The organism is uncultured Ferrovibrio sp., from assembly GCF_937960835.1.
Taxonomy (GTDB): Bacteria; Pseudomonadota; Alphaproteobacteria; order Ferrovibrionales; family Ferrovibrionaceae; genus Ferrovibrio.
Genome location: NZ_CALGPC010000002.1, coordinates 158,266 through 184,517, shown reverse-complemented (window position 1 = coordinate 184,517; position 26,252 = coordinate 158,266). Strand labels below are relative to the sequence as shown.

25 protein-coding genes are annotated in these 26,252 nt (G+C 63.7%); 21 read left to right on the top strand and 4 right to left on the bottom strand.

The features are described from left to right. Positions 1-4: 4 nt before the first annotated feature. Positions 5-676, top strand: coding sequence for an SOS response-associated peptidase (locus Q0603_RS01755; protein ID WP_298721124.1), 672 nt, complete (start codon positions 5-7; stop codon positions 674-676). Between the two features lie 10 nt (positions 677-686). Here Q0603_RS01755 and Q0603_RS01750 read toward each other — a convergent pair whose 3' ends face one another. Both Q0603_RS01750 and Q0603_RS01745 read right to left on the bottom strand, forming a co-directional pair. Continuing rightward, positions 687-2,108 (bottom strand): FMN-binding glutamate synthase family protein, encoded by a 1,422-nt coding sequence (locus tag Q0603_RS01750; RefSeq protein WP_298721122.1) that lies wholly within the window; start codon positions 2,106-2,108, stop codon positions 687-689. Positions 2,109-2,201: 93 nt separating this feature from the next. Beyond that, positions 2,202-3,593, bottom strand: coding sequence for a class II fumarate hydratase (locus tag Q0603_RS01745; protein WP_298721119.1), 1,392 nt, complete (start codon positions 3,591-3,593; stop codon positions 2,202-2,204). A 214-nt stretch (positions 3,594-3,807) separates the two neighbouring features. On the opposite strand from Q0603_RS01745, the gene Q0603_RS01740 reads away from it, so the two are divergent. Continuing rightward, complete coding sequence (locus Q0603_RS01740) at positions 3,808-4,863, top strand: methyl-accepting chemotaxis protein (RefSeq protein ID WP_298721117.1); 1,056 nt, start codon at positions 3,808-3,810, stop codon at positions 4,861-4,863. A gap of 16 nt (positions 4,864-4,879) precedes the next feature. Here the strand turns inward: Q0603_RS01740 and Q0603_RS01735 are convergent, their stop codons facing one another. Further along, complete coding sequence (locus Q0603_RS01735; RefSeq protein WP_298721115.1) at positions 4,880-5,779, bottom strand: SAM-dependent methyltransferase; 900 nt, start codon at positions 5,777-5,779, stop codon at positions 4,880-4,882. 749 nt (positions 5,780-6,528) lie between these two features. On the opposite strand from Q0603_RS01735, the gene rpsF reads away from it, so the two are divergent. From rpsF to Q0603_RS01690, 9 genes are all read left to right on the top strand, one after another. Then, a complete protein-coding gene (gene rpsF, locus Q0603_RS01730) occupies positions 6,529-6,987 on the top strand; it encodes a 30S ribosomal protein S6 (protein WP_298721112.1) in 459 nt (152 codons plus the stop codon). Next, positions 6,987-7,253, top strand: a complete 267-nt coding sequence (gene rpsR, locus Q0603_RS01725; protein ID WP_298721109.1) for a 30S ribosomal protein S18 — start codon at positions 6,987-6,989, stop codon at positions 7,251-7,253. The genes rpsF and rpsR overlap by 1 nt, the downstream gene beginning before the upstream one ends. A gap of 57 nt (positions 7,254-7,310) precedes the next feature. After that, a complete protein-coding gene (locus Q0603_RS01720; RefSeq protein ID WP_298721106.1) occupies positions 7,311-8,291 on the top strand; it encodes a DUF2232 domain-containing protein in 981 nt (326 codons plus the stop codon). Between the two features lie 2 nt (positions 8,292-8,293). Continuing rightward, a complete protein-coding gene (rplI, locus tag Q0603_RS01715) occupies positions 8,294-8,842 on the top strand; it encodes a 50S ribosomal protein L9 (protein WP_366132434.1) in 549 nt (182 codons plus the stop codon). Between the two features lie 289 nt (positions 8,843-9,131). Beyond that, positions 9,132-10,631 carry a replicative DNA helicase gene (locus Q0603_RS01710; protein ID WP_298721104.1) on the top strand — a complete coding sequence of 500 codons (1,500 nt, stop codon included), beginning with the start codon at positions 9,132-9,134 and terminating at the stop codon, positions 10,629-10,631. Between the two features lie 152 nt (positions 10,632-10,783). Next, on the top strand, positions 10,784-11,314 hold the full coding sequence (locus Q0603_RS01705; RefSeq protein WP_298721101.1) for a Spy/CpxP family protein refolding chaperone: 531 nt from the start codon (positions 10,784-10,786) through the stop codon (positions 11,312-11,314). Positions 11,315-11,454: 140 nt separating this feature from the next. Then, positions 11,455-11,892 carry a carboxymuconolactone decarboxylase family protein gene (locus Q0603_RS01700; protein WP_298721098.1) on the top strand — a complete coding sequence of 146 codons (438 nt, stop codon included), beginning with the start codon at positions 11,455-11,457 and terminating at the stop codon, positions 11,890-11,892. Between the two features lie 79 nt (positions 11,893-11,971). After that, positions 11,972-12,778, top strand: a complete 807-nt coding sequence (locus Q0603_RS01695) for a ZIP family metal transporter (protein ID WP_298721093.1) — start codon at positions 11,972-11,974, stop codon at positions 12,776-12,778. Between the two features lie 102 nt (positions 12,779-12,880). Then, the gene (locus Q0603_RS01690; protein WP_298721090.1) at positions 12,881-15,106 is read left to right on the top strand and encodes a methyl-accepting chemotaxis protein; all 2,226 of its coding nucleotides are present in this window, start codon (positions 12,881-12,883) and stop codon (positions 15,104-15,106) included. A gap of 3 nt (positions 15,107-15,109) precedes the next feature. Here the strand turns inward: Q0603_RS01690 and Q0603_RS01685 are convergent, their stop codons facing one another. Then, complete coding sequence (locus Q0603_RS01685) at positions 15,110-16,033, bottom strand: DMT family transporter (protein WP_298721088.1); 924 nt, start codon at positions 16,031-16,033, stop codon at positions 15,110-15,112. Between the two features lie 218 nt (positions 16,034-16,251). Between Q0603_RS01685 and alr the strand changes: the two genes are divergently transcribed. The 10 genes from alr (at position 16,252) to Q0603_RS01635 (ending at position 25,970) form a co-directional block, all read left to right on the top strand. Beyond that, positions 16,252-17,388, top strand: coding sequence for an alanine racemase (alr, locus tag Q0603_RS01680; RefSeq protein ID WP_298721085.1), 1,137 nt, complete (start codon positions 16,252-16,254; stop codon positions 17,386-17,388). Next, positions 17,385-18,164, top strand: coding sequence for an ABC transporter permease (locus tag Q0603_RS01675; protein WP_366132433.1), 780 nt, complete (start codon positions 17,385-17,387; stop codon positions 18,162-18,164). The genes alr and Q0603_RS01675 overlap by 4 nt, the downstream gene beginning before the upstream one ends. Before the next feature lie 3 nt (positions 18,165-18,167). Next, positions 18,168-18,938: an ABC transporter ATP-binding protein gene (locus tag Q0603_RS01670; protein WP_298721082.1), complete on the top strand. Its 771-nt coding sequence runs from the start codon at positions 18,168-18,170 to the stop codon at positions 18,936-18,938. After that, positions 18,938-20,383 (top strand): DNA repair protein RadA, encoded by a 1,446-nt coding sequence (gene radA, locus Q0603_RS01665; protein ID WP_298721079.1) that lies wholly within the window; start codon positions 18,938-18,940, stop codon positions 20,381-20,383. The genes Q0603_RS01670 and radA overlap by 1 nt, the downstream gene beginning before the upstream one ends. A 3-nt stretch (positions 20,384-20,386) precedes the next feature. After that, positions 20,387-21,055, top strand: a complete 669-nt coding sequence (locus Q0603_RS01660) for a CvpA family protein (protein WP_298721076.1) — start codon at positions 20,387-20,389, stop codon at positions 21,053-21,055. A gap of 44 nt (positions 21,056-21,099) precedes the next feature. After that, a complete protein-coding gene (gene purF, locus Q0603_RS01655; protein ID WP_298721073.1) occupies positions 21,100-22,557 on the top strand; it encodes an amidophosphoribosyltransferase in 1,458 nt (485 codons plus the stop codon). Between the two features lie 11 nt (positions 22,558-22,568). Further along, a complete protein-coding gene (locus tag Q0603_RS01650; RefSeq protein ID WP_298721070.1) occupies positions 22,569-23,291 on the top strand; it encodes an SDR family NAD(P)-dependent oxidoreductase in 723 nt (240 codons plus the stop codon). 99 nt (positions 23,292-23,390) lie between these two features. Further along, positions 23,391-24,266: a DMT family transporter gene (locus Q0603_RS01645; protein ID WP_298721067.1), complete on the top strand. Its 876-nt coding sequence runs from the start codon at positions 23,391-23,393 to the stop codon at positions 24,264-24,266. A gap of 99 nt (positions 24,267-24,365) precedes the next feature. Beyond that, positions 24,366-24,671, top strand: coding sequence for a sulfide dehydrogenase (locus tag Q0603_RS01640; RefSeq protein ID WP_298721064.1), 306 nt, complete (start codon positions 24,366-24,368; stop codon positions 24,669-24,671). 15 nt (positions 24,672-24,686) lie between these two features. Then, on the top strand, positions 24,687-25,970 hold the full coding sequence (locus Q0603_RS01635; protein WP_298721061.1) for an NAD(P)/FAD-dependent oxidoreductase: 1,284 nt from the start codon (positions 24,687-24,689) through the stop codon (positions 25,968-25,970). Positions 25,971-26,252: the final 282 nt, after the last annotated feature.

Below are 26,252 nucleotides of genomic sequence, written 5' to 3'. Positions count from 1 at the left end.
GGCCATGTGTGGCCGCTACAGTCTGACCCAGCCGCTGGATAATCTGGCGCAATTCTTCGAGCTTTACGGGCAGCAGCAATCCAATCTCCCGCCGCGCTGGAACATCGCGCCCACGCAGCAAAGCGCCGTCATCCGTCAGGATGCAGGCGGCCATCGTGCGCTCGTCATGCTGCGCTGGGGATTTGCCGGGCCGAACAACGCGCCGCTGATCAATGCGCGCAGCGAAACGGTCACCACGAAGCCCACCTTCGCCGAGGCCTTCCGCCAGCGCCGCTGCCTGGTTCCGGCCGACAGTTTCTACGAATGGCAGGCAATCGAGGGCCACAAAGCCAAGCAGCCCTGGCGCATTGGCCTGAAGGGCGGCGGACTGTTTGCATTCGCCGGGCTGTGGCAAAGCGAAGCGGCCTTCGGCAACGCGGAATGCTTCACCATCCTGACCACATCGGCGAATGACTATCTGCGGCTGTTGCACGACCGCATGCCCGTCATTCTTCCGCCCGAGGCCTTTGCCGCCTGGCTCAATCCGGAGACACCGGCCAACGATCTTATCGCCCTGCTGCGTCCCTATCCGGATGAGAAAATGGCGCGCTATCGCGTCACGACTGCCGTCAACAGCGTCAAGCTCGACAGTCCGGACTGCTTCGCGCCATTGAATCCGAACCTCAGGAGAGCTTAAGGCCCTGCCGCTAAAGCTGCGGCGTGCCGCCATGCACCCGCACATGATGGGCTTTCAGATCGCGCACCGATTTGCAGCCGCAGGCATGGGCAATGGCTTCCACGTCATGGCGGACTGCATTGGCGTAATTGGCGACCCGTACTGCCTTTCGTGCCGGGTCCAGGCCCCGCATGTAGCGCGGCTCGTTCGACGTAACACCTGTCGGGCAACGGCCGGTGTTGCATTTCATCGCCTGGATGCAGCCCAGCGAAAACATGAAGCCGCGCGCGGACACCACGTAATCCGCGCCCATGCAGATCGCCCAGGCGACCTTGTCCGGGGTCACCAGCTTGCCGGACGCAATCAACCGGATGCGGTCACGCAGGCCGTAGTAGCGGCATTTCTCGGCAACGATAGGCAGGGCCTGCACGATGGAGCGGCCGACATAATCGGCCAGTGGGGCTGGCGCCGCGCCGGTGCCGCCTTCCGCGCCGTCCAACTGGATGAAATCCGGCGCTTCCTCGCGGCGCGGCTGCAGATACCGGAACAGATCGTCGATGAAGTGATCGTCGCCCAGCGCCATCTTGATGCCGACCGGCTTATCGGCAATGCGCCGCACGCGGTTGATCAGCGCGACCAGAGAGGGAATGTCGGTCACCTCGCGGTGGCGGCTTGGCGAGATCGAGGGCTTGCCCGGATCGATACGCCTGATCTCGGCGATCTCCTCGGTGACCTTGGCTGCCGGCAGAATGCCGCCGCGGCCGGGCTTGGCGCCCTGGCTGAGCTTGATGCAGATCATCTTGACCTGCGGCAGTTCGGCGATCTCCTTCAGCCGCGCCTCATCGAGATTGCCGTCGCGGTCGCGCACGCCGTATTTCGCCGTGCCAATCTGGAAGACGATGTCGCAGTTGCCAGACAGGTGATAGGGCGACAGGCCGCCCTCGCCCGTATCGAGCCAGATACCCGCCATCGCAGCGCCATGCGACAGCGCAGTAATCGCTGCCGAGGACAAGGCGCCGTAACTCATGCCGGAGATGTGGAAGAAGCTGGTCGGCTTGTAGGGCCGGCTGACGATGCCCTTGCCGATCCATTTTCCAGTATAGGGCTCGGCTTCCTCGTCATTCACCGGAAAGGGCGAATGCAGGAAATAGACATGGCCGGTCTCCTGCGCATTCACTTCCGAGCCGAAGGCGACATAGTTGGAGACGCCCTTGGCCGAGCGATACACCCAGGCGCGGGTCAGGCGGTTGAAGGGCCGCTCTTCCCAGTCGGCGGTGAACCAGTACTGGCGGAAATACTCGCCGAGATTCTCCATGATGTAGCGGAAGCGCCCATAGATCGGGAAATTCCGCATCACGGCGTGATCGCGCTGAATCCACCGGTCGTAGACATAAAATCCGCCGATGGTCCCGGCTGTCAAAAGAAGGATGCCGGAAACGGCATACAGGATCATTGCTTCCCCTCCACCTGCGCCGGCTGGGCCGACGACGAGCCGTCAGCCTAACACGTTCACTACTGGATCAGCGATAAGATCAGGTCACCTTGATCACGGCCGCGGCCCCAGCATAGTGGCGGGATCGGCCAGGCGGTCGTAATCCTCGGCCGTCAGGAAGCCGAGTTCCACGGCCGCCTGTTTCGGGCTGGTGCCATCGGCGAAGGCCTTGTTGACGATCTGCGCCACGCGGTCATAGCCCAGATGCGGATTGAGCGCGGTGGCCAGCATGATGGAATGCTCGACGTTGCGCTGCAGGGTCGCCTTGTTCGGCTCGATCCCGGCGATCATGTCCTCGCCGAAGACGGTTGCCGCATCGGCCAGCAGGCGGATCGACTGCAGGATGTTGTGCACGATCACCGGCTTGGCGACGTTCAGCTCGAAATGACCCGCCGCCGCGGCATGGGTAACGGCAACATGATTGCCCATCGCCTGATAACAGACCTGAAGCATCGCTTCCGCCAATGTGGGATTGCGCTTGCCCGGCATGATCGAGGATGTCAGGCCGTCATGCGGCAGCACCAGTTCGGCGAGACCCGCGCGCGGCCCGGAGCCGAGGAAGCGCACATCATTGGCGATCTTGGCCAGCGACACGGCGATGGTGTTCAGCACGCCGCTGGCCTCCATCAGCGCGTCATGCGCGCCCATGCCTTCGAACTTGTTGGGATTGGCGACAAAAGGCAGGTCGGTCAGCGCCGACAGCTCGGCCGCGAAGGCTGTATCGAAGCCGGTTTTCGCATTCAGCCCCGTTCCCACCGCTGTGCCGCCCTGGGCCAGCAGATAAAGCCGCGGCAAGGCGTCCTCGACACGCATTATGGCCAGTTCCACCTGCCGCGCCATCGCGCCAAAACCCTGCCCCAGGGTCATCGGCGTCGCATCCTGCAAATGGGTGCGGGCAATCTTGACGATGCCGCTCCAGGCCTCGGCCTTTGCCGCAAGCTGCGCCTGCAGCTTTTGCAGCGCGGGGATGAGCCGCTGCTTCAGCTCCAGCACCGTGACGATATGCATCACGGTCGGGAATGTGTCGTTGGAGGACTGGCCGCGGTTGACGTGGTCGTTGGGGTGCACCGGCTTCTTGGTCCCAAGCGGCTGGCCCAGCAATTCGTTGGCGCGATTGGCGATCACCTCATTGGCATTCATGTTGGTCGCGGTGCCCGAGCCGATCTGCCAGACCGGCAGCGGGAAATGATCATCGAAGCGGCCTTCCGAGACCTCGCGGGCCGCCTGCTGGATCGCGTCGACCAGTTCCGCCGGCAGTTCGCCCAGCCTGGCGTTGGCGCGGGCGGCGGCCAGCTTCTGCAGCCCGATGGCACGGACGAGCGCCGGCGGCAGCTTCTCGGTACCGATCCGGAAAAGTGTAAGCGCCCGCTGGGTTTGCGCCCCCCAGTAGCGGTCGGCGGGCACCTCTACGGTACCGAAAGCATCACGTTCCTGCCGTGTCTGCATGGCTCTCTTCTCCGTTGCGCCTAATTTTTGGGCTCATTTATTGTGCAGTGGGACGAATAATGATCAGTCGATAAACTCCTGCTTCCGATATAGGGCGCGGATGCCCTTCTTTGTGCCGAGAAATGAATAGAAATCACGACGGACGTCACAACCTGATCGGCATACATCCTGCATTCGCCAGCCCCGTCTCGTCACCATACAGGCTTTCCGGAAAATGAGCTCTCAGACGCATCATCTGCAGATCCATCAGCTGATCGACGGCATCGAGCGGGACGTTCAGGAATTCGGTGCCAACAATGAGGATATCGCCTTTCAAACCACCCTGCTGTCCCTGAATGCCTCCATCGAGGCCGCCCGGGCCGGCGAGGTCGGCCGCAGCTTCGCGGTGGTGGCCCAGGAGGTGAAGAACCTGGCCAACCAGGCCTCCGAGAATTCAAAGCGCTTCCGCGACGTGGTGCTCAAGCGCATCTCGGAATCCAAGCGCGCGGCGGAAGAGATCGTCGTCCAGATCGTGAAGGATCTGGAAGGCCCCCGCCTCTCCGACATGGCGCAGACCATGGTGCAGCTCATTGTGCGTAACCTGTATGAGCGCACCTGCGACTGCCGGTGGTGGGCCACCGACGACGCCATGTGGCAGGCCTTGCAGAACCCGTCCGAAGAACTGCTGGCCCGCGCCACCGAGCGGCTTGGCGTGATCAACCGCTTCTACACCGTCTATCTCAACCTGGTGCTGGCCAATGCCCGTGGGCAGGTCGTCGCCACGTCGAATCCAAGGCAGTTTCCCCGCGCCGCGAGGGCCAGCGTTGCGCAGACGCGATGGTTCCAGGCTGCCATGCAGACGCGCAGCGGCGACGATTATGTGGTCGACGACATCACCCAGAGCGCCAGCCACGACAACAAGGCGGTGGCGATCTACGCCGCCGCGGTGCGCGAACAGGGCCATATCAACGGCACGCCCATCGGCGTACTGGGCGTGATCTTCGACTGGGACAAGCAGGGCAAGAGCATCGTCTGCGACGAGCCCTCCTTGAGCCAGGAGGAATGGCAGCGTTCGCGCGTGCTGCTGCTCGACTCCAAGCGGCGCGTCATCGCCTCTTCCGACGGTCAGGGCCTGTATCAGCCCTTTGCGCTGGAGACCGGCGACAAGCCGCGCGGCTATTACTACACGCCCAGCGGCGAGTTGATCGCCTTCGCCAAGACCATCGGCTACGAGACCTATGACGGCCTTGGCTGGTATGGCGTCATCACGCAGCAGCCGCGCAAGCACTGAGCGCGGCGCTGAAGAATTAAGAAGGCTGCTGCCACAGCCAGGTCAGCTCGTGCTTGTTGTGATGCAGATGCATGAGCCGGCTGCCTGGGATCGCGGCGAAGGCGCGCGCGGTCTCGTGATCGGTTTCGCCCTGGAACTTCAGCGTGCAGATGGCGTGGCGCAGCTTGCCTGAGGCAAGCCAGCGCTCGACCAGTTTCAGCAGCCGCGACGGATAGCAGATCACATCCGAACAGAGCCAGTCGACGCGCTCGAAATCGCGCGGCTCCAACGCGAAGGCGCTGCCCTGCTGCCAGCGCACATTCGGCATCGCAGCGACATGGCGCGCAAGCGGCGCCTTGTCGATGGCGGTCACTTGGGCGCCGAGTTTGCCCAGCACCCAGGTCCAGCCGCCAGGCGAAGCGCCAAGATCAAGGCAGATATCGCCGGCCTTCGGCATCGCGCCAAAGCGGGTCAGCGCTTCCCAGAGTTTCAGATAGGCGCGATTAGGCGGGCCGCTTTTATCCTCGTTGAAAACGAATTCGCCATGCGGCACCGGGCTTGAGCAGCGCGCCGCATAAAGCATGCGATCCGGCGCCAGCAGGGTGAAAGAGCCGAGCGGTGCGGTCGGCAGCGGCGCGCCGAAGTTAAGCGGCTTGGCCGAGACATGCGGCAGCTTCTCATCGATCAGCTTGGCGCGGCGGTGATGCAGCGGCGCATAGGCGGCCCAGTTGCGCTGAATCGCCTTCAACTTGGCGGCCGCGTCGCCAATGGATTCAATGCCGACCTCTCGGACATCGACCCAGATATTTGCGGCCCAGGCGGCCGGTCTTTCTTCATCCGCCAGAATCAGCCGGCCATGTTCGGACAGGATATGGCCGCGCAGTTCCTCGCGCAGCTGCGCCTCAAAACCCTCTGCGGCAAGATAGCCTGTGGTCACTGCAGGCTCCTTTCCTGCACGCGATTGATCATGTCCAGGCCCATTTTTTGACTCCTGGAACAGGACGCAGCGCAGGATTTCCCGACGCTCTTCCTCCATCGACGGTGGTGGCGGTAAGCCGCCGGCGGAGGCGATTTTTCAGATCCTTATCGATATTGTGGATGATAACGCTGGCCATAATGCCCTGCCTTGGCGGTGCAATGATTGCACTGATATCACTGCTATCAAATCGACCTTTTTATACCGTTCAGGTTCGTTTGAGCCCGTTTGGCACCGCTTGAGACCATTTGAAACCGTCCGGCACCATTCCAGCCCCATCCAGAACCGTCCGAGTCAGTCAGCATCCATTGCTCCCCATCCGATGTCCCGGCGCTGCAAAAGCCCCATGCGGCGCCATGCCTCCCTTGCCATACGGGCGTTCAAGAGATCCGAGCATCAGAACCCGGAAAATGAGAACAAATATAGAATATTTAGGCCGACCGATCAATACCGGAAACCTGTATGAGCCATGCCCTCCCCAGGGTAGCCGGGGTTAAGCACCTCTAATATCCTGGCGTCCAGCTCCTCCATGATGGCCGGGTGCCGGACCGGGGGCCGCCGGCACCCTGCTTGCGCCCCTGCGGAAAATCGCTATAGTCCGCGCCCTCACATAGCTCCTTGCTGGACTCCGACGGGGTCCGGCTAGGCCCGATCCGTCGATGCATGGGGTATCGCCGCCGGGCCGCTAACAGCCAGAAGGAGAGCTTGCGATGGCGTTCTACGAGAACGTATTCATCGCGCGTCAGGACATCTCGCCCACGCAGGTCGAGGCCCTGGCCGCGCAATTTGCTGAAATCATCAAGTCCCAGGGCGGCGAGGTCACCAAGACCGAGCAGTGGGGCCTGCGCAATCTCAGCTACCGTATCAAGAAGAACAAGAAGGGGCACTACGTGCTCATGAACATCTCGGCGTCGGGCGCAGCCATCGCCGAGCTGGAGCGCAACATGCGCATCCACGAAGACATCCTGCGCTACCTCACGGTCCGCGTTGAGAAGCTGGAAGAAGGCCAGTCGGCCATGCTGCTCAACAAGGATCGCGGCGAGCGCGGCGACCGGGCCGATCGTGGCTTCGGCGACCGCGGCTTCGGCGGCGGCCGTGGCGGCTTCGGCGGCGAGCGCCGTCCGCGCTTCGATCGTGAGGAAACCGCTGCTGCTCCGGAGGCTGAATAATGTCGAGCACTGGAACCAAGCCTGCCGCCCGTGCCGGTGCGGCCCGCCGTCCGTTCTTCCGCCGTCGCAAGACCTGCCCGTTCTCGGGCGCGAATGCGCCGAAGATCGACTACAAGGATGTGAAGCTGCTGTCGCGCTTCATTTCCGAGCGCGGCAAGATCGTGCCGTCGCGCATCACCGCAGTGTCGGCCAAGAAGCAGCGTGAACTGGCCCAGGCCATCAAGCGCGCGCGCAACCTGGCCCTGCTGCCGTTCGTCATCAAGTAAGGCCCAGAGCTGTCCTTCCCTCGTTGAGACGAAGGGCTGCTTGATGGAACCGCACGCATGACCCGCAGCTTGTTCATCGGCAGCCTCGCCGGCCTGGCGAGCGCGATGCTTGTGCTGACCGCAGCCAGCGGTCCGCTCGGCTTCGTGCTCAGCTATCTGGCGCCGTTGCCGCTGTTCTTCGCCGGCCTGACTCACGGCTTTCCCGCCGCGGCTTTGGCTGGCGTGGTCGGCACGCTGATCAGCGGGCTGAACGAGCTGCAGGCCGCCGGCGCCTATCTCATCATCTTCGCGGCTCCGGCCGCATTGCTGGTGCGTCAGGCGTTGCTGGCCCGCCCCGCGGCGGAAGCCTCGGGCAATGCCGACATCGTCGACGGCCTGGAATGGTATCCGGCCGGCCGGCTGGTTGTGGTTCTGGTTGGCTGGGCGCTGGGCGTTTTCGTCCTGGCGCTGCTGCTGACGTCGGGCCACGAAGGCGGCCTGCCCGGCCTGCTGCAGCCGAAGATCGAGCAGGTGCTCGGTCTTTTTGCTGACGGCATGCCGCAGGACGACAAGCCGATGGATATGAGTGCCGCCGCCGAAGGGCTGGCGAAAATCATGCCTTCGGCACTCGGCTTCGGCTGGCTGGTGATGATGGTGATCAACGGCACGCTGGCCCAAGGGCTGGCGAAGATGGTGAAGCAGAACCGCCGGCCCAGCCCGCGTTATCGCACGCTGGCCTTGCCGAGACTGCTGGCCGCGGCTTTGGCCGTGGCGGCGGTGGCGGCGGCGATCCTGCCGGACGAACTTGGTTTCGTCGGCACGACCGCGGCGGTCATTCTCGCTTTCCCCTATCTGCTGCAGGGGTTGGCGGTGGTGCATGGAGTGGCGGCGCGGACCGCTATTCCCGAACTGGTATTGACCGCCTTCTACGCGGTCTTGGTGGTGGCTGGCGCGCTGGGCGGCATTCTGCTGATCCTAGTGGCCATCCTGGGTTTGATCGAAGAATGGGCGGGTTTCCGCCGGCGCCTCGCCGGGGCCGGAACCAGCCGGGAGACTTAAACATGGAAGTGATTTTGCTCGAACGTGTCGAGAAGCTCGGCCAGATGGGCGAAGTGGTGAAGGTGAAGGACGGCTACGCCCGTAACTTCCTGCTGCCGCGCAAGAAGGCGCTGCGGGCCACCGAGGCCAACAAGGCGATCTTCGAGAAGCAGCGCGCCCAGCTCGAGGCGCAGAACCTGGCGAAGAAGGCGGAGGCCGAGAAGGTCGCTGCCAAGATGCAGGGCCTGAGCGTGACCCTGCTGCGCCAGGCCGGCGACAGCGGCCAGCTCTATGGTTCGGTCAGCGCCCGCGACATCGCGGAAGCGGTCACCGAAGCCGGCTTCACCATCAGCCGCGGCCAAGTCAGCCTGACCACGCCGATCAAGACGGTGGGCGTCAGCAGCGTGACCGTCGTGCTGCATCCGGAAGTCAGCGTCGAGGTGAAGGTCAACGTTGCCCGCTCCGAGGCCGAGGCCGAGAAGCAGGTGGCGGCCGAGAGCCTGCTGGACGAAGGCGTCACCGTCGAAGCCGAGGCCGAAGGCGAAACCGAGACCGAGGCCGAGAAGGCCTGATCTTCAAACGCCTACGCGTTAGGCTAGCGAATCGGGCCGGCGGAAACGCCGGCCCTTTTTGTCTGCACAGCCGCCGAGACGCCTGTGGATTTTAGCAGCTAACATCCTGACTTACCGATAAGACTTATCCACTGGCAGAATATGGTGGATAATACGGTGTCAACCTAAATCAGAACTGGAACTTGCTCGCGGCTTTGCCGTTAATGCCGCCTCGCTGCTTGGCGTTGTCGTCAAACTGTCATCCGGCGGTCATCGAGCGGAAGAATTTTAGCCGAGAAGAAATCTGAAAATGGCTCTGGTCACCAGTTTTCCTCCCTCCGGCACCAACGAGCAGTCCACCGCCCCCCTCACACCGGGCGAGCCGACCTTCCGCGTCCAGCCCCACAACCTGGATGCCGAGCAGGAACTGCTTGGCGCCATCCTGGTCAACAACGACGCGGCGATGAAGGTGTCCGGCTTCCTGCAGCCGGAGCACTTCTTCCACGAGGCGCACCGGCGCATCTATCAGGCGGCGCTGACGCTGATCGAGCGCGGCGAGATCGCCAATCCGGTGACCCTGAAAGCCTATTTCGAGCGCGACGAGGTGATCGCCAAGGCCGGCGGTACGGCCTATCTCGCCCGCCTCGCCGCCGCCGCGACCACCGTGATCAATGCCGAGGATTACGCCCGGGTGATCCACGACCTGGCGCTGCGCCGCGAGCTGATCAGCATCGGCGAGGACATGGTCAACCGCGCCTACGATCCGAAGATCGAGGAGCCTGCTTCCGAGCAGATCGAGGAAGCCGAGCAGCGCCTGTTCAAGCTGGCCGACGAGGGCAGCTCGGAGGGCGGCTTCGTCTCGTTCAAGGAATCCATCACTCAGTCGATTGCGATGATCGATGCCGCCTGGAAGAAAGGCGGCCTGAGCGGCGTGACCACTGGCCTGAAGGATCTGGACGCCAAGCTGGGCGGCCTGCATCCCTCCGACCTGATCATCCTGGCCGGCCGTCCCTCGATGGGTAAGACGGCGCTGGTCACCAATATGGGGTTCAACGCAGCCAAGGCCTATTTCGAGAGCAACGGCGAGATCGGCGCGCCGGTCGCCTTCTTCAGCCTCGAAATGTCGGCTGAGCAGCTCGCCACCCGTATTCTTTCGGAGCAGACCCGCATCCAGTCGGAAAGGCTCCGCCGCGGCGACATCACCGATGAGGAATTCACCCGGCAGATCGTGCCGGTGTCGAAGATGCTGCAGCAGATTCCGTTCTTCATCGACGATACGGGCGCGATCTCGATCGCCCTGCTGCGCAGCCGTGCGCGGCGACTGAAGCGTACGCATAATATCGGCCTGATCATCGTCGACTACCTGCAGCTCGTGCGCGGCGCCAATTCGCGGCGCAACGACAACCGCGTGCAGGAAATCTCGGAGGTCACCCAGGCGCTGAAGGCGCTGGCCAAGGATCTCAACGTGCCGGTGATCGCCCTCTCCCAGCTCTCGCGCGCCGTGGAAAGCCGCGACGACAAGCGCCCGCAATTGTCGGACCTGCGCGAATCCGGCGCTATCGAGCAGGACGCCGACGTCGTGATGTTCGTGTTCCGCGAGGAATATTACGAGGCGCGCAAGGAGCCGACCCTGGATACGCCGGAGCATGTCGCCTGGCAGGATAAGATGGCCCGCATCGCCAATCTGGCGGAGGTCATCATCGGCAAGCAGCGTCACGGCCCCATCGGCAAGGTGGTGCTGCAGTTCGAGAGCGAATTCACCCGCTTCAGCGATTATATCGCGCCGGACCACCTGCCTGAGGCATATTAAGCGTCAGCGGTTTTCCGGCCTTATGCCGGCTGGAAATCGCGCCTCACTTATCGCATCTCAAATTTCGCGCAGGAATTTTCGGGCAGCCCCGTATGTATGGATGAAGCGGCGCCAAACCGCTGCTTCGTCCAACAAGCGAAGGAGTCCGTTCCATGTCCGCTTTCCGCCGTCCCGCAATCGCTGCCGCCCTGCTCATCGCGACCATGGGCACCGCCCCGCTGGCGCTGGCCCAACCCGCACCCGGCGCAGGCGCGCCGACGCATCATGCGACGATCCATAAGCGTGACGCCGAGCAGGCAAAGCCCGGCCGCTTCATCGAAGGCCGCCTTGCCTTCCTGCGCGCCGAGCTGAAGCTGACGCCGGAACAGCAGCCGCTGTTCGACAAGCTGGCCGATGAAATGCGCGCCAGCGCCAAGGCGATGGCCGAGAAGTTCGAGGCCCGCCGTCAGCAGGCCAACGCCACGGCCCCGGCTGCGCTAACTGCCCTGGACCGTCTGGAACGGCGGCAGGCGATGATGAAGGAAGCCATGGCGGCGCAGGAGCGCTATCTGGCGGCCTTCCGTCCCTTCTACCAGTCGCTGAGCGCCGAGCAGAAAGCCACCGCCGATGTCCTGTTCGCCAAGGGCCCGGGTGGCGCGAGGTTCGGACATCACAAAGGGCACCACGGCCTGCGCCACCACTAACCGCTAGCCGCTCACGAATGAACGAGGCGGAGCCCCCTTCCGGGGCTCCGCTTTTTTTTGCGCGCGCATCCGATGTCACAAAGCGGCTGCTCCGGCCGTCTGGGCTGGCGTCAAAGCCAAGAAACGATTGGAGACAAGCCATGACCCAGCGCCTCGATTATCGTGCTCTCAGCCCCGAAGGCATCAAAGGCCTGTTCGCCGGCCATGCCCATATGGCTGCTACCGTCCCGCGCCCGTTGCTGGATATCCTTTGGGTGCGGATATCGCAGATCAACGGCTGCGCCTATTGCGTCGACCAGCATAGCCGCGAGGCCAAGGAACACGGCGCCAGCGACCGCAAGCTGCACCATGTCGCCATCTGGTGGGAATCGCCGTTGTTCGACGAGAAGGAACGCGCCGCGCTGGCCTATGCGGAAGCGGTCACGAGGCTGGAACACCAGCGTGTGCCGGACGCGGTTTTCGAACCGCTGAAAGGCCTGTTCGACGACCGCATGATCGTGGAGCTGACCATCGCAATTGCCACCATGAACGCGTGGAACCGGCTTGCCATCGCCATGAAGAAGGGCGCGCCGGCCTGACCGGCCGGCGCTGTCCGGTTTTAGCCCCTCGCCTGATTGCCCCTGTCTAAGCCGGCCGGGTCCATGCTACATCTGCGGCATGGACCTCCTCGCCTCCCTCGCCAGCCAGTACCCTTTTGCCTTCGGTGTGGCTTCCAGCGTGGTCGCCGGTTTCGTGCTGACATCCCTGGGCGCCACTCCGGTCTTCGTAGTGCGCGATCTGAAGCCGACCACGCAGAACATCATGCTGGCTTTCGCCGCCGGCGTGATGCTGGCCGCGACCTTCTTCTCGCTGCTGCTGCCGGCGCTGGACCGGGCGGAAGTGGGATTCGGCAGCCGCGGCTATGCCGCAAGCGCAGTGATCGTGGCGCTGCTGTTCGGCGCGCTGGCGATGCATGTCGCCCATGGGCTGGCGCCGCATGAGCATTTCGGCCCCAAGGGCCGGGAGAATACCGATCACTCGCGGCTGGCCCGCGTCTGGCTGTTCGTCATCGCCATCGCTCTGCACAATTTTCCGGAAGGACTGGCCGTCGGCATTGCGGCAGGCAGCGGTGACCTTGCCAACGGGCTAGGCGTAACCCTTGGCATCGGCTTGCAGAACATGCCTGAAGGGCTAGCCGTGGCCGTCGCATTGCGCGGCGAAGGCTATCGCCGTAGTACCGCTTTCGGCGTCGCCGCGATAAGCGGTGCACTGGAGCCTTTGGGCGGCCTGTTCGGCGCGGGCGCCATCGCCATTTCCGGCTCGCTGCTGCCCTGGGCGCTGGCCTTCGCCGCCGGCGCGATGCTGTTCATCATCTCATCCGAAGTGATCCCGGAAACCCACCGCAAGGGCACCGAGCGCGGTGCAACCTCCGCGCTGTTCGGCGGCTTCGTGGTGATGCTCTTTTTGGATGTAACCCTGGGTTAAATTCCGGTAATACCCCTACCCGTTCCCGTTCTTCGCCATCCGGCGAAGTGCTAGGCTGCCCGTGCCGTCTTGTGCGGCTAATAACTAACGCCCGGGAACACCATGACTGACAACGTCCTCTCCCGCCTGAGCATAGGCGGCCGTATCAATGTGGGATTCGGCGCCGTCATCTTCCTTCTTCTCGTCATCGCAGGAGCGGGAATTCTTGGCGCCAACAATGCCCGCGGGCTTTTCTCCGAATACAGCGAGACCGCCAAGGCGACCAGCGCCGTGACGCGCGCCGAGCGCGACGTCATCGATCTTGCGCGCAACGTGCTGCTGTTTTTGAACATGGACACGCCGGCCAGCCTCGAAGCCGCGCGCAAACTGGTCAAGTCGATCCCCCAGACTCTCGCGGAAGCGGAGGCCGATGCCGATGCGAACGAAAAACGTTTGCTGGGCGAGATGGCACAGATGGTTCAGGCATTCGGCGCGGCAGTCGAGGAAACTGTCGCGATCAAGGCGGGCTATATCGGCGTTTTCACCAAGGAGGTCGTGCCCAATAGCGGCTTCATCAACATGGTACTGCCGCAGCTGATTCAGGACTCCGCTGCCGCCGGCGACTATCAGACGGCCTATCTGGCCATGCGCGTCTCGGATACAATGAATGCGATCGGCTCGGCGGCCTATCAGTATCTCTACCGCCCCAAGCCGGAACTGCTGGCACGCGTGCAGCACCTTTCGCAGGATATCGGCGCGCAGTCGGAACAGCTTGCCGCCCGCCTGAAGGGCGGCCCACAGCAGGAGACTGGCGAGAAGCTGACCGCCGCGACCAAGGCCTATAGCGCCGGCCTCAGCCAGGTGATGGCCAGCATCGGCAAGATCGGCACAGAGATGATGGCCAGGATGGCGAAGAACGCCGATGGTGCTCTGGAGCATGCCGTCAGCCTGGCGGAATCGCGCCGTCTGGAAGCGGAATCCGAACAGGAAAGCATGCATTCCAATCTGGTCACGACCCTGGCGACCATCGCCACGATGGCGCCAATTGCCCTGGGCGTCGCCCTTTTCTTCGCCTTCCTGATCGGCCGCTCGATCCGCAAGCCCATTATGGGCCTGACCGAGACGATGAGCACCCTGTCGCAGGGCAATTACAACGTCACCGTGGACGGTCTGGATCGCGCCGACGAGATCGGCCAGATGGCCAAGGCCGTCCAGGTGTTCAAGGAGAATGGCCTGGAGAACGAACGCCTGCGCCAGCAGGTGGAGGCCGAGCGCCAGCAGCGCGAACGCGACCGCGAAGCGCAGGAGGCCGAACTTGACCGTTCGGTCGGCATGGTGGTCAGCGCCGCCGTTGCAGGCAACCTCACCCAGCGCATCGATACCCACAAGCTGAATGGCGTGATGCACAAGTTGGGCGACGGCATCAACAACCTGGTCGGCAGCGTTGCGGCCGCCATCGATGAAGTCAGCCGCGTGCTGGCGGCGATGGCTGGCGGCGACCTGTCGCGGCGCGTCACCGGTCATTATCAGGGCGTGTTCGCGCAGCTCAAGGACAACGTCAACAGCACCAACGAGAAGCTGGCCAACACCATGCGCGGCATTACGCAAAGCGCCGCCGCGGTGAACGAAGCCTCGGCCGAGATTTCCACCGGTAGCCAGGATCTGGCCAGCCGCACGGAAAGCCAGGCGGCCAGCATCGAGGAAACGGCAGCTTCCATGCATGAGATCACCGCGACGGTGAAGCAGAATGCCGATAATGCGCAGGCCGCCAACCAGCTTGCCATGGCCGCACGCAACACCGCCGAAAAGGGTGGCAGCGTGGTGTCCGAAGCCGTCGCGGCGGTGAGCCGCATCGAGGAGAGCGCGCAGAAGATCAGCGACATCGTCCTGCTGATCGACGAGATCGCCTTCCAGACCAATCTGCTGGCGCTGAATGCCAGCGTCGAAGCGGCACGGGCTGGCGAAGCCGGCAAGGGCTTTGCCGTCGTCGCTCAGGAAGTGCGCGCTTTGGCGCAACGCTCGGCCGATGCGTCGAAGGAGATCAAGACGCTGATCGCGGAATCGAACCAGCAGGTAAAAACCGGCGCCGCCCTGGTGAACCAGACCGGCAATTCCCTGCAGGAGATCGTGGTCGCCATCAAGAAGGTCTCGGATATCGTGGCCGAGATCGCGTCCGCCAGCAGCGAGCAGGCGACCGGACTGGAGCAGGTCAATACGGCTGTCGGTTCGATGGACGAGATGACCCAGCGCAACGGCGCCCTGGTTGAGCAGACCTCTGCCTCGGCGCAGTCGCTGGCCAGTCAGGCCAAGGAATTGAGCGACCTGATCGCTTTCTTCCGGATCGGTTGACGTTCAGCCGCGGCGCTGGTTCCACTCGGCAAGCAGGATGCCGCCGAGCACCAGCGCCAAGGCAACCACATGATACCAGGCCAAGGCTTCGCCAAGAATGAGCATGGCGAAGCTGGCGCCGAAGAGCGGCATCAGATTGGTAAACAGGCCCGCCCTGCCCGCGCCGATCAGTTCGACGGCGCGGATGAAAAAGATCTGCGACAGCAGCGAGGGGAAGATCGCGACGTAAATCAACGCGACCCAGCCCTTCCAGGTCGGCCAGAAGAATTCTCCCGCCGCGATCTCGACGCCAAGCAAAAGGATCGACGACAAGGCCGCCGCCGGCGCCATGGCGGCGAAAAACACCAGGCTGGGGACCATCGGGCGATTTCTCAGCAGCACCGAATAGCCGGCATACAAAGCCGTGGCGACCAGGATCAGAATGTCGCCGCGATTGATCGTCAGTTCCAGCAAGGTGGAAAGATCGCCCTTCGCCGCCGTCAGCGTCACCCCCGCCATCGACACGATCGTGCCGACCCATTGCAGCGGCCGCACAGGCTGGCCGAAGACCAGCAGCGCGCCGAGGAAGATCAGCGCCGGCATGGCGCCGTTGATGATGTTGATGTTGATCGCGGTCGTGTAATGCGCCGACCAGTAGAGCAGGATGTTGTAGGCCGTGTAGCCCAGCGATCCCATAGCGGCGAGATAGCCCAGGCGCGGCTTCAGCACCGGCCAATGCTCGCGCAGGCCGCGGCCGGCAACGCCGATCATCAGGCTCGCCACCACCACCCAGCGCAGGAAGGTCAGCGAGGCGGGAGAAATCTCGCCCACTGCCAGGCGGCTGACCACCGAATGGCCGCCCCACATCGCCATGGTCAGAACCAGCAGCAGATAGGGATTGGAGAACAGGCCCTTCGCGGGACCGGAGGCTGGGGATGGCGCCGACATGAATTTCCTGAGCGAACCACTAATCTCGATTGTACGTTTTGATTGTAAGACCGTGGCCCTCTGCGTGGCTCATCCCCCAGTGCCGCCAGTCTGGCCTGCCTGATCCGCCGGAGCAAGTCCAAAGGCAGGGCATGCAGGCCTGCAACATGGCGTGCCCTTCGTCACCTTCGATGCTTTTAAGCCTGTTTCTTTGAGCGCGGCTGGGCTAAACACCCGTCATGCTCACCTTCGGCGACCAGGCGATTCTGACCATTGATCTTGATGCGCTGGTTGCCAACTGGCGCAAGCTGGGCGGCCTTGCCCCGCAGGCGGAATGCGCGGCCGTAGTGAAGGCCGATGCCTATGGCCTGGGGACCGCGCAAGTTGGCCCGGCTTTGTGGCGGGCGGGCTGTCGCCGCTTCTTCGTCGCGCATTCAACCGAGGCGCTGGCGCTGCGCGAGGTGCTGCCTGGGGCAACCATCCACATCCTGCATGGACCTGCCGCCGGTGCGGAAGTTGCGCTGGCCGAGGCCGGCCTGGTGCCTGCGCTGTCGACGCCCGGCCAGATCGCAGCCTGGCGCGAGACGGCGCGCCGCCTTGGACGCCCTCTTCCCGCGGCCCTGCATATCGATACCGGCATGAACCGCCTTGGCCTGACTGCGCAGGAGGCCGACGCCCTACTGGCCGATCCGACAGCCTTCGAGGGCATCGCGCTAGAATTCGTGATGACCCACCTCGCCTGCGCCGATGAGCCCGATCATCCGCTGAACGAGACGCAGCGTCAGCGCTTCGCAGCCTGGCGCGCACGCTTCCCCAGACTGAAGGGAAGCTTCGCCAATTCGGCCGGCGTCTTCCTCGGCGCCGCCTACCATCACGACATACTGCGCCCGGGCATCGCGCTCTACGGATCAAATCCCTTCCCGCCCGAGGCCGGGCCTCTGCACGAGGCCGGCAGGATGGCGGAAGTGGTTCAATTACAAGGCAAAATCCTCCAGGTCCGTTCCGTTGACAGGGGGGGCAGCGTTGGCTACGGTGCCGGCTATATCGTTGAAAAACCGAGCCGAATCGCCACTGTGGCGGTCGGTTATGCCGATGGTTTCTCCCGTGCGTTGTCCGGTCACGACGGCCGCGCGGTCATCAAAGGTCGTCAGGGTGATGTGCAAGTACCAATTGCGGGGCGGGTCTCGATGGATCTGATCACCCTGGATGTTTCCGCCCTGCCGGCAGAGGACTGCCAGCCCGGAATGAGCGTCACCCTGCTTGGCGGCGGGATCGACATTGACGTGCAGGCTGCCAAGGCCGGCACCATTGCCTATGAATTCCTGACGCAGCTCGGCCGCCGCTATCGCCGCGTCTACAAGGGCGGCGCCGCATGATCAATCCGCTTGCCATCATCGGCCGCGTCTTCCTGAACTTCTGCGCCGCCATCGGCCGCGTCGCGATCTTCACCTTCCATTCGGTGCGACATGTCTTCGCGCCGCCGTTCTATTTCCGCCTCACCGGCAAGCAGATGATGACCATCGGCTATTTCTCTCTGCCGGTGGTCGGCCTGACCGCACTGTTCACCGGCATGGTGCTGGCGCTGCAGATCTATCTCGGCTCCTCGCGCTTCAATGCCGAGAACGCCGTGGCCTGGATCGTGGTGCTGGGCATCACCCGCGAGCTCGGCCCGGTGCTGGGCGGCCTGATGGTGGCCGGCCGCGTCGCTTCCGCCATGGCCGCCGAGATCGGCACCATGCGGGTGACCGAGCAGATCGACGCGCTGACCACGCTGTCGACCAATCCGTTCAAGTATCTGGTGGTGCCGCGCATGATCGCCGGCGTGATCACCCTGCCGATCCTGATCCTGGTGGCCGATATCATCGGCGTGATGGGCGGCTACCTGGTCAGCATCCATAAGCTGGGCTTCAATGCTGGTACGTATCTGAAGAACACGGTCGACTTCCTGGAAACCCTGGACGTGGTTTCGGGCTTGGCGAAGGCTGCCGTGTTCGGCTTCATCATCGCGCTGATGGGCTGCTATCACGGCTTCAACTCCAAAGGCGGTGCGCAAGGCGTCGGCCGCGCGACCACGGATGCCGTGGTGTCGTCCTCCATCCTGATCCTGGTGGCGAACTACTTCGTCACCGAAATCTTCTTCGCAGGGCGCTGAGCGATGCAGCCCAAGATCGCCCTCAAGAATGTCAGCAAGCGGTTCGGTCGCAAGGTCGTACTCGACGGCGTCAATCTGGAAGTACCGGCCGGCAAGTCGCTGGTGGTGATCGGCGGCTCGGGCTCGGGCAAGTCGGTGATGCTGAAATGCATCCTCGGCCTGATCCGCCCCGAGCAGGGCCAGATTCTGATCGACGGCCAGGATTCGCTGAAGTTCAACTCCGCCGAACGCGAGAAGAGCCTGCGCAAATTCGGCATGCTATTCCAGGGCTCTGCCCTCTTCGACAGCCTCACGGTCTGGGAAAACGTCGCCTTCGGCCTGATCCAGGGCCGCAGGATGGACCGCAAGGAGGCCAAGCGGATCGCGCTTGAGAAACTGGCGCAGGTTGGCCTCGGGCCTGAGGTGGGCGAGCTGTCTCCGGCGGAACTGTCGGGCGGCATGCAGAAGCGCGTCGCCCTGGCGCGCGCCATCGCCGCCGAGCCGGAGATCATCTTCTTCGACGAGCCGACCACCGGCCTCGATCCGATCATGGCCGATGTTATCAACGACCTGATCCTGTCCTGCGTGCGGAAGCTGGGCGCGACGGCGCTGAGCATCACCCATGACATGGCCAGCGCCCGCAAGATCGCCGACTATGTCGCGATGATCTACAAGGGTAAGATCATCTGGCACGGCCCAGTGGAGCAGATCGACAATTCCGGCAACGAATATGTCGATCAGTTCATTCACGGTCGCGCCGAAGGCCCGATCAAGATGGAAGTCCTCAAACCCTGATGGCCAAAGCGTCGGAGTCCTTCGTCTGCCAATCCTGCGGTGCCGCCTACCGCAAATGGCAAGGCCGATGCGATGCCTGCGGCGAATGGAATACCATCGTTGAGGAAGCTCCCAAGATCGCAGTGCCCAAGGGCCTGTCGATCGGCAAGGGCAAGGCGATCAATTTCGCTTCCCTCAGCGGACAGCCCGACAAGGTCGTCCGCACCGTCACCGGCATCGCCGAACTCGACCGCGTGCTGGGCGGCGGCCTGGTGCCCGGCTCGGCCATCCTGATCGGCGGCGATCCCGGCATCGGCAAATCCACCATCCTTCTGCAGGCCGTAGCGCAACTTGCGCGGCGCGGCGCCACGGCGCTGTATGTCTCTGGCGAAGAAGCCGTCGCGCAGATCGGCCTGCGGGCGCAGCGCCTGGGCCTGGCTGACGCGCCGGTGATGCTGGCCTCAGCCAACAGCCTGCGCGACATCCTGGCCGGCATCGATGCGGCGATGGCGCAAGGCAAAGGCGCGCCGGCTGTCATCGTGATCGATTCCATCCAGACGATCTTTGCCGACAATATCGAAAGCGCGCCGGGAACGGTGAACCAGGTGCGCGCCTGCGCCCATGAGCTGATCCGCGTCGCCAAGCAGTCCAACGCCGCCGTCTTCCTGGTCGGCCATGTCACCAAGGACGGCCAGATCGCCGGCCCCCGCGTGGTCGAGCACATGGTCGACACGGTGCTGTATTTCGAGGGCGAGCGCGGCCATCAGTTCCGCATCCTGCGCGCGGTGAAGAACCGCTTCGGCGCCACCGACGAGATCGGCGTGTTCAGCATGACCGATGGCGGTCTGGCGGAAGTACCGAATCCCTCCGCCCTCTTCCTCGGCCGTTCGGAAGCCGGCAAAGGCGAGCCGGTGGCCGGCTCCGCCATCTTTGCGGGCATGGAGGGCACGAGGCCGTTATTGGTGGAAATCCAGGCTTTGGTCGCGCCCTCGCCGCTGGCCACGCCGCGCCGCACAGTGGTCGGATGGGATTCCGGCCGCCTGGCGATGGTCCTGGCCGTGCTGGATGCAAGATGTGGCTTGCGTTACTCCGGGTGCGACGTCTATCTCAACGTCGCCGGCGGCCTGAGAGTCGTCGAGCCGGCTGCCGATCTGGCCGTGGCCGCCGCCCTGCTCTCCTCGCTTGCCGACAGCCCGGCACCGGAGCGGACGGTGTTCTTCGGCGAGGTCAGCCTGGCCGGCGAGGTCAGGCCCGTCAGCCAGGCGGAATCGCGGCTGAAAGAAGCCGCCAAGCTGGGTTTTGAGCATGCGGTGATGCCGGCCGGCGCCAAGAACAAGGTCAAGGGCATTGGAACGAGCGAATTGATGCGGCTGAACGAACTGGTCGAACTCTTCCCCGCCGCCCGGGCTGCGGCCAAGCGGGCTGCTGCCGGGCGCGAGCGCGCGAGTTGGGCGGGGGAGGAATAGCCCTTGTCGCTGCCGATCAATATCGTTGACCTGATCGTCATCGTCGTTCTGCTGCTGTCGGCGCTATTGGCGCTGTTCCGCGGCTTTGTGAAGGAAGTGCTGTCGATTGCCGGCTGGGTTGCCGCGCTGGCTGCGACATATTTCCTCTTCCCGGTTGCCCGCGATATTGCACGCTCCTATATCGAGTCCAGGATTTTCGCCGATATAGCCGCGGGAGCGGCTTTGTTTTTGCCGACCCTGATCCTGTGCTCGATCGCGACCCATTGGATTTCCGAGCAGGTTCGTGCCTCAGCCGCCTCCGCCGTGGACCGTTCGCTGGGGTTTCTCTTCGGGTTGGCGCGCGGCGCTCTGATCGTGGTGGTGGCCTGGTGGATCGTCGACCGGCTGATCCCGGCACCGACCCAGCCGGCATGGCTGCTGGAAGCGCGGACCCGGCCCTTGGCCGTGGCCGGCTATAACTGGGCCATGGACTTGGTGCTGCGTCAGCTGGACCCCAGACGGCAGCCTGCAAAGGACGCCCAGCCGAGGCCGCAGCCGACGCCGGTTCCGGCCCACCAGACGCAGGCCAATCAAACATCTGGGGGCAGCGCTGACTCGCGCAGCCAAACCGGCTATAAGACCGAGGAACGCCAGGGCATCGAAAGTCTGATTAAGACGCAGGACAAGCCTTGAAGCCGCCGCGGGCGAAAACCCGTCGGGCGCCGGAGCCGCCAGAGATGCAAACGAATCCATTCGACGACGACAAGCTGCACGAGGAATGCGGCATTTTCGGCATCTTCGGCACTCCCGATGCAGCCGCGAATACCGTGCTTGGCCTGCATGCCCTCCAGCATCGCGGACAGGAGGCGGCCGGTGTCGTCACCTTCCATGAGGGCCGCTTCAACAGCCATCGCGCACTGGGCCATGTGGCGCAGAATTTCTCATCCGAGAAGGTAATCCGCGGCCTGCCCGGCGACAGCGCCATCGGGCATGTGCGCTACTCCACCTCGGGCGGCACGCTGCTGCGCAACGTGCAGCCGATCTATGCCGATCTGGAACTGGGCGGCATTGCGCTGGCGCATAACGGCAACCTGACCAATGCCCGCCAGATCCGCGATCAACTGGTCGCGCAGGGCAGCATCTTCCAGTCCACGATGGACACGGAAGTGATCACTCATCTTATCGCGCTGAGCCGCAAGGCGACGGTCGTGGACCGCATCATCGACGCGCTGAAGCAGGTCGAGGGTGCCTACGCCTTGGTGCTGCTGACGCCGAAGAAGCTGATCGGCGTGCGCGATCCCTGGGGCGTCCGTCCGCTGGTGCTCGGCAACCTCAAGGGCGCGCCGATACTGGCATCAGAGACCTGCGCTCTGGACATTCTTGGTGCCGAATTCGTGCGCGACATCGAGCCGGGCGAGCTCGTGGTGATCGATGCCGACGGTATCCATTCGCATCGCCCCTTCCCGCCTGTGCAGCGCCGTTTCTGCATCTTCGAATACATCTATTTCGCCCGTCCGGACTCGCGGGTCGAAGGCATGAGCGTCTATGAGGCGCGCAAGCGCATCGGCGCCGAGCTTGCCCGCGAAAACCCGATCGAAGCCGATGTGGTGATCCCGGTTCCCGATAGCGGCGTGCCGGCGGCCATCGGCTATGCCGCCGAGAGCGGCATTCCCTTCGAACTCGGCATTATCCGCAACCATTATGTCGGCCGCACCTTCATCGAGCCGACCGACCAGATCCGCCATCTCGGCGTGAAGCTGAAGCACAACGCCAACCGCGCCTATATCGAGGGCAAGCGGGTCGTGCTGGTGGACGATTCCATCGTGCGCGGCACCACCTCGACCAAGATTGTCGAAATGGTGCGCGATGCCGGCGCGCGCGAAGTGCATATGCGCATCGCTTCTCCGCCGACCACCCATAGCTGCTTCTATGGCGTGGATACGCCGGAGCGCTCGAAGCTGCTGGCCGCGACCCACACGGTCGAAGAGATGGCCAAGTTCATCAAGGCAGACAGCCTTGCCTTCCTGTCGATGGATGGCCTCTACCGCGCCATGGGCCGCCCGGCCCGCGACGCCGCCAAGCCGGCCTTCTGCGACGCCTGCTTCTCGGGCGATTATCCCATCGGCCTGACCGACGAGATCGCCAAGCCCGCGCGCGGCCCGAGGCAGCTGACCCTCCTCGCCGAATATAGCTGAGACAAGAAACGATGCGATTGAAAGACCGGATCGCGCTGATCACCGGCGCCAGCAGAGGTATTGGTGCGGCGATTGCGCGGCGCTATGCGGCGGAAGGCGCCCATGTGATCTGCGTGGCCCGCACCGTCGGTGCTTTGGAAGAACTCGATGACGAGATCAAGGCCGCCGGCGGCACCGCCACTTTGGTGCCGCTTGATCTGGAAAAAACCGAGATGATCGACGGTCTGGCCGCGCCGCTGCTGGAGCGTTTCGGCCGCCTCGACATCCTGGTCGGCAATGCCGGCATCCTGGGCCGCATGACGCCGATGCACCAGTATCCGCCGGATATGTGGGAGAAGGTGTTCAAGGTCAATGTGCATGCCAATCAGCGCCTGCTGCGCGCCGTGCATCCTTTGCTCAATGTCTCGCCTGCCGGCCGCGCGATCTTCGTGACCTCGTCCGTCGCCCGAGATGCGCGCGCCTACTGGGGCGCCTACGCGGCTTCGAAAGCCGCGCTGGACAACCTGGTGCTGACCTATGCCAAGGAAGTGGCACAGAGCAACATCCGGGTGAACCTCGTCAATCCCGGCGGCACGCAATCGAAGATGCGCGCCGATGCCTTCCCCGGCGAAGATCCGAATACGCTGCCCAAGCCGGAAGACATCATGGAAGTCTTCGTCGCTTTGGCCGAGGCTTCCTGCCAGCGCCACGGCGAATGGATCTCCGCCCGCGAATATTGCGGGATCAAGAAGTAGCGGCGCGCCCGGGCTTGACCCGGGCGTTTCGTTTTTCCACTGTCGCGAACCAACACCAATAAGCGCCTTGGGACAAACCCGAGGACGACGAAGGTCTGCATGTCTTATCGCTCTCCCCTGCTTGGCATGGCTCTGGTCACGCTCGGGGCCGTCGGCTTCGGCCTGATGCCGCTGTTCGCACGCACCGCCTATGACGAGGGCCTGACGCCGCTATCGTTGCTCGTCTGGCGCTTTGCCCTCGCCTGCCTCTGCCTGCTGCCTTTCATCCGGCGCTTCCTCGCCGCGCCGCGCGACATGGCCGTCGCGGTCACTGCAGGCGCGGGATACATGGGCACGATGTTCTTCTATTTCCTGGCACTGAAGCAGCTCACCGTGGCGCTGACGGTGCTGATCCTGTTCACCTATCCGCTGTTCACCATCCTGATCGGCTGGCTAGCTTTCGGCGAAAGGCTGACAGTGGCGAATGCCGTCGCTGCAGCGCTGGTGCTGATTGCCGCCATCCTCATTCTGTCGCCTACCGGTTTTGGCAATGGCGCCGACCTCGTCAGCATCGGCATGGCCTTCATTCCGCCGCTGGCCTACGCGCTGTTCATGCATATCGCTGCCAAGCGGCTGAGCCGGGTGGCCATCCCGGTCCGGCTGGGTGGCGTATTCCTGGGCGGGCTGATCGCCATGCTGATCCTCGGCATCGCCGTCGATGGCGGCATAGAGGCGCCCGCCTCTGCCCTGGCCTGGGGCGCCAGCGCCGCCCTGGCGGTGATCAGCACGGTGGGCGCGCTGGGACTGCTGCTGCTGGGCGCGCCGATTGCCGGCGCCGAGCGCACGGCGATTGCCGGGGCCAGCGAACTGGTGACCGCACTGGCCGTGGGCGTCATCGCCTATGGCGAGAGTCTGGACTGGCGTACCCTGCTAGGGGCGGCCCTGATCGTCGGCGCCATCATCCTGGCAGGCCGCGAGAGTAAGGTCACAGAATAAACAAGTTTATGCTGTAATATATAAATATCAACAATTAATCTTGCGTAAATAACGGCAGCAACCTAGGCTCCGGCCCTGCAGAATCGCAGGGAGGTAAGAATGCGTCGTCTGCCCTATCTCGTTGCCGTCTCGGCTGCCCTTCTCGCGGCAGCCCCGGTCTTCGCGCAACAGCGCAACATCAGCGATACCGCCTTGGCCGCACAGACCTGCAATGTCTGTCATGGCAGCGCGTCCTATGTCTCTCCGACCATGCCACCGATTCATGGCGTCGATGCGACAACGCTCTTCACCGCTCTGACCGAGTTCAAGACGGACAAGCGCCCGTACACGATCATGGGCCGCATCGCCCGCGGCTATTCGGATGAGCAGCTCAAGGCACTCGCCGAGTACCTGTCCAAGAACTGACCGGGGGCACGAACCATGGCAAAGCAGACTTTCACCCGCCGACATATCCTGGCCGCAACCGGCGCAGCGGCCGCCGTCATCGGCATGCCGCATATCGCCCGGGCCCAGAATGGCGGCCGCGTCTTGGTGATCGGAGGCGGTTTCGGCGGTGCGACGGCCGCGCGTTACATCAAGCTGTTTGATCCCGGGATTGAGGTCACGCTGATCGAGCGCGACCCGGCCTATGTCACCTGCCCCTTCTCCAACTATGTGCTGGGTGGCATCCGCACTATCGAGGACATCACGCATCGCCGCGATCCGTTGCAGCAGCGCTATGGCGTCAAGCTGGTGCACGGCGAAGCAACGGCGGTGGATACCAATGCGCGCCGCGTGCGGCTGAAGGACGGCACGCAGCTCAACTACGACCGGCTGGTGGTCGCGCCGGGCATCGAACTGAAATACGACGGCGTGCCGGGCTGGAACGAACAGGCCGCCAATACGGTGATGCCGCATGCCTGGAAGGCCGGTCCGCAGACGCTGCTGCTGAAAAAGCAGCTGGAAGCGATGCGCGATGGCGGCACGGTGATCGTCGCGCCGCCCGCCAACCCCTTCCGCTGCCCGCCCGGACCCTACGAGCGGGTGAGCATGATCGCCTGGTATCTCAAGACCCATAAGCCCAGGTCAAAGATCCTGATCCTCGACGCCAAGGATGCCTTCTCCAAGCAGGGCCTGTTCATGGGCGCCTGGGAAAGCCAGTATCCGGGCATGATCACCTGGATCGCCGGCAAGGATGGCGGCAAGGTGGAGAGCGTCGATCCGAAGTCGATGACGATAAAGACCGGCTTCGGCACCGAGAAGGGCGACGTGATCAACATCATCCCGCCACAGACGGCCGGCAAAATCGCCCTCGATGCCGGGCTGGCGGAAGCGAATGGTTGGTGCGCCATCGATCCGGCCAGTTTCGCATCGCGAAAGGCTGCGCATGTTTACGTGCTGGGCGATGCCTCGATTGCCGGCGCAATGCCGAAATCGGGCACGGCGGCGAACAGCCAGGCCAAGGTGGTGGCGGCCAACGTGGTGTCGTCGCTGCGCGGCACGCAGGCTCCTGCAGCGGTATATCACAACACCTGCTACAGCCTGGTGACACCCGAATACGGCATCTCGGTCACCGGCACCTACCGGCCGGGTCCGCAGGGCGTGGCGGAAGTGCCCAATTCCGGCGGCGTTTCGCCGGTGAGGGCCGATGCCGCATTCCGCAAGTCGGAAGCCGAGCATACCGCCGGCTGGTATGCCGGGATCATCGCAGACACCTTCGGCTGATCCCTGCGCCAGCTTGGACCTGATTGGCGGGCGGCAAAGATGCCGCCCGTATTTTGTGAGGCGCGGCCCGCTAAAGAAAAACCCCGGAGCACTAGTCTCCGGGGTTCTTAGTTGGGGAACACGAGGGATCGTCCCTCGACGCTGACGGGATCGTTTATGGCACATACGCCCCCCCCCTGATGTGACCGGGATCACAGGCCGGTGAAGTCATAAAATTGCAGCCAGAACAATAGGATGCTTCGGGATCGGGATAACCGGCCTTTATTGAGCCACATCAAGGAA

What these genes read in the sequence shown, in the direction of transcription:
- Q0603_RS01755 (WP_298721124.1), top strand. Translation starts at nt 5, where the DNA reads ATGTGTGGCCGCTACAGTCTGACCCAGCCGCTGGATAATCTGGCGCAA.
- Q0603_RS01750 (WP_298721122.1), bottom strand. Translation starts at nt 2,108, where the DNA reads ATGATCCTGTATGCCGTTTCCGGCATCCTTCTTTTGACAGCCGGGACC.
- Q0603_RS01745 (WP_298721119.1), bottom strand. Translation starts at nt 3,593, where the DNA reads ATGCAGACACGGCAGGAACGTGATGCTTTCGGTACCGTAGAGGTGCCC.
- Q0603_RS01740 (WP_298721117.1), top strand. Translation starts at nt 3,808, where the DNA reads ATGAGCTCTCAGACGCATCATCTGCAGATCCATCAGCTGATCGACGGC.
- rpsF (WP_298721112.1), top strand. Translation starts at nt 6,529, where the DNA reads ATGGCGTTCTACGAGAACGTATTCATCGCGCGTCAGGACATCTCGCCC.
- rpsR (WP_298721109.1), top strand. Translation starts at nt 6,987, where the DNA reads ATGTCGAGCACTGGAACCAAGCCTGCCGCCCGTGCCGGTGCGGCCCGC.
- Q0603_RS01720 (WP_298721106.1), top strand. Translation starts at nt 7,311, where the DNA reads ATGACCCGCAGCTTGTTCATCGGCAGCCTCGCCGGCCTGGCGAGCGCG.
- rplI (WP_366132434.1), top strand. Translation starts at nt 8,294, where the DNA reads ATGGAAGTGATTTTGCTCGAACGTGTCGAGAAGCTCGGCCAGATGGGC.
- Q0603_RS01710 (WP_298721104.1), top strand. Translation starts at nt 9,132, where the DNA reads ATGGCTCTGGTCACCAGTTTTCCTCCCTCCGGCACCAACGAGCAGTCC.
- Q0603_RS01705 (WP_298721101.1), top strand. Translation starts at nt 10,784, where the DNA reads ATGTCCGCTTTCCGCCGTCCCGCAATCGCTGCCGCCCTGCTCATCGCG.
- Q0603_RS01700 (WP_298721098.1), top strand. Translation starts at nt 11,455, where the DNA reads ATGACCCAGCGCCTCGATTATCGTGCTCTCAGCCCCGAAGGCATCAAA.
- Q0603_RS01695 (WP_298721093.1), top strand. Translation starts at nt 11,972, where the DNA reads ATGGACCTCCTCGCCTCCCTCGCCAGCCAGTACCCTTTTGCCTTCGGT.
- Q0603_RS01690 (WP_298721090.1), top strand. Translation starts at nt 12,881, where the DNA reads ATGACTGACAACGTCCTCTCCCGCCTGAGCATAGGCGGCCGTATCAAT.
- Q0603_RS01685 (WP_298721088.1), bottom strand. Translation starts at nt 16,033, where the DNA reads ATGTCGGCGCCATCCCCAGCCTCCGGTCCCGCGAAGGGCCTGTTCTCC.
- alr (WP_298721085.1), top strand. Translation starts at nt 16,252, where the DNA reads ATGCTCACCTTCGGCGACCAGGCGATTCTGACCATTGATCTTGATGCG.
- Q0603_RS01675 (WP_366132433.1), top strand. Translation starts at nt 17,385, where the DNA reads ATGATCAATCCGCTTGCCATCATCGGCCGCGTCTTCCTGAACTTCTGC.
- Q0603_RS01670 (WP_298721082.1), top strand. Translation starts at nt 18,168, where the DNA reads ATGCAGCCCAAGATCGCCCTCAAGAATGTCAGCAAGCGGTTCGGTCGC.
- radA (WP_298721079.1), top strand. Translation starts at nt 18,938, where the DNA reads ATGGCCAAAGCGTCGGAGTCCTTCGTCTGCCAATCCTGCGGTGCCGCC.
- purF (WP_298721073.1), top strand. Translation starts at nt 21,100, where the DNA reads ATGCAAACGAATCCATTCGACGACGACAAGCTGCACGAGGAATGCGGC.
- Q0603_RS01650 (WP_298721070.1), top strand. Translation starts at nt 22,569, where the DNA reads ATGCGATTGAAAGACCGGATCGCGCTGATCACCGGCGCCAGCAGAGGT.
- Q0603_RS01645 (WP_298721067.1), top strand. Translation starts at nt 23,391, where the DNA reads ATGTCTTATCGCTCTCCCCTGCTTGGCATGGCTCTGGTCACGCTCGGG.
- Q0603_RS01640 (WP_298721064.1), top strand. Translation starts at nt 24,366, where the DNA reads ATGCGTCGTCTGCCCTATCTCGTTGCCGTCTCGGCTGCCCTTCTCGCG.
- Q0603_RS01635 (WP_298721061.1), top strand. Translation starts at nt 24,687, where the DNA reads ATGGCAAAGCAGACTTTCACCCGCCGACATATCCTGGCCGCAACCGGC.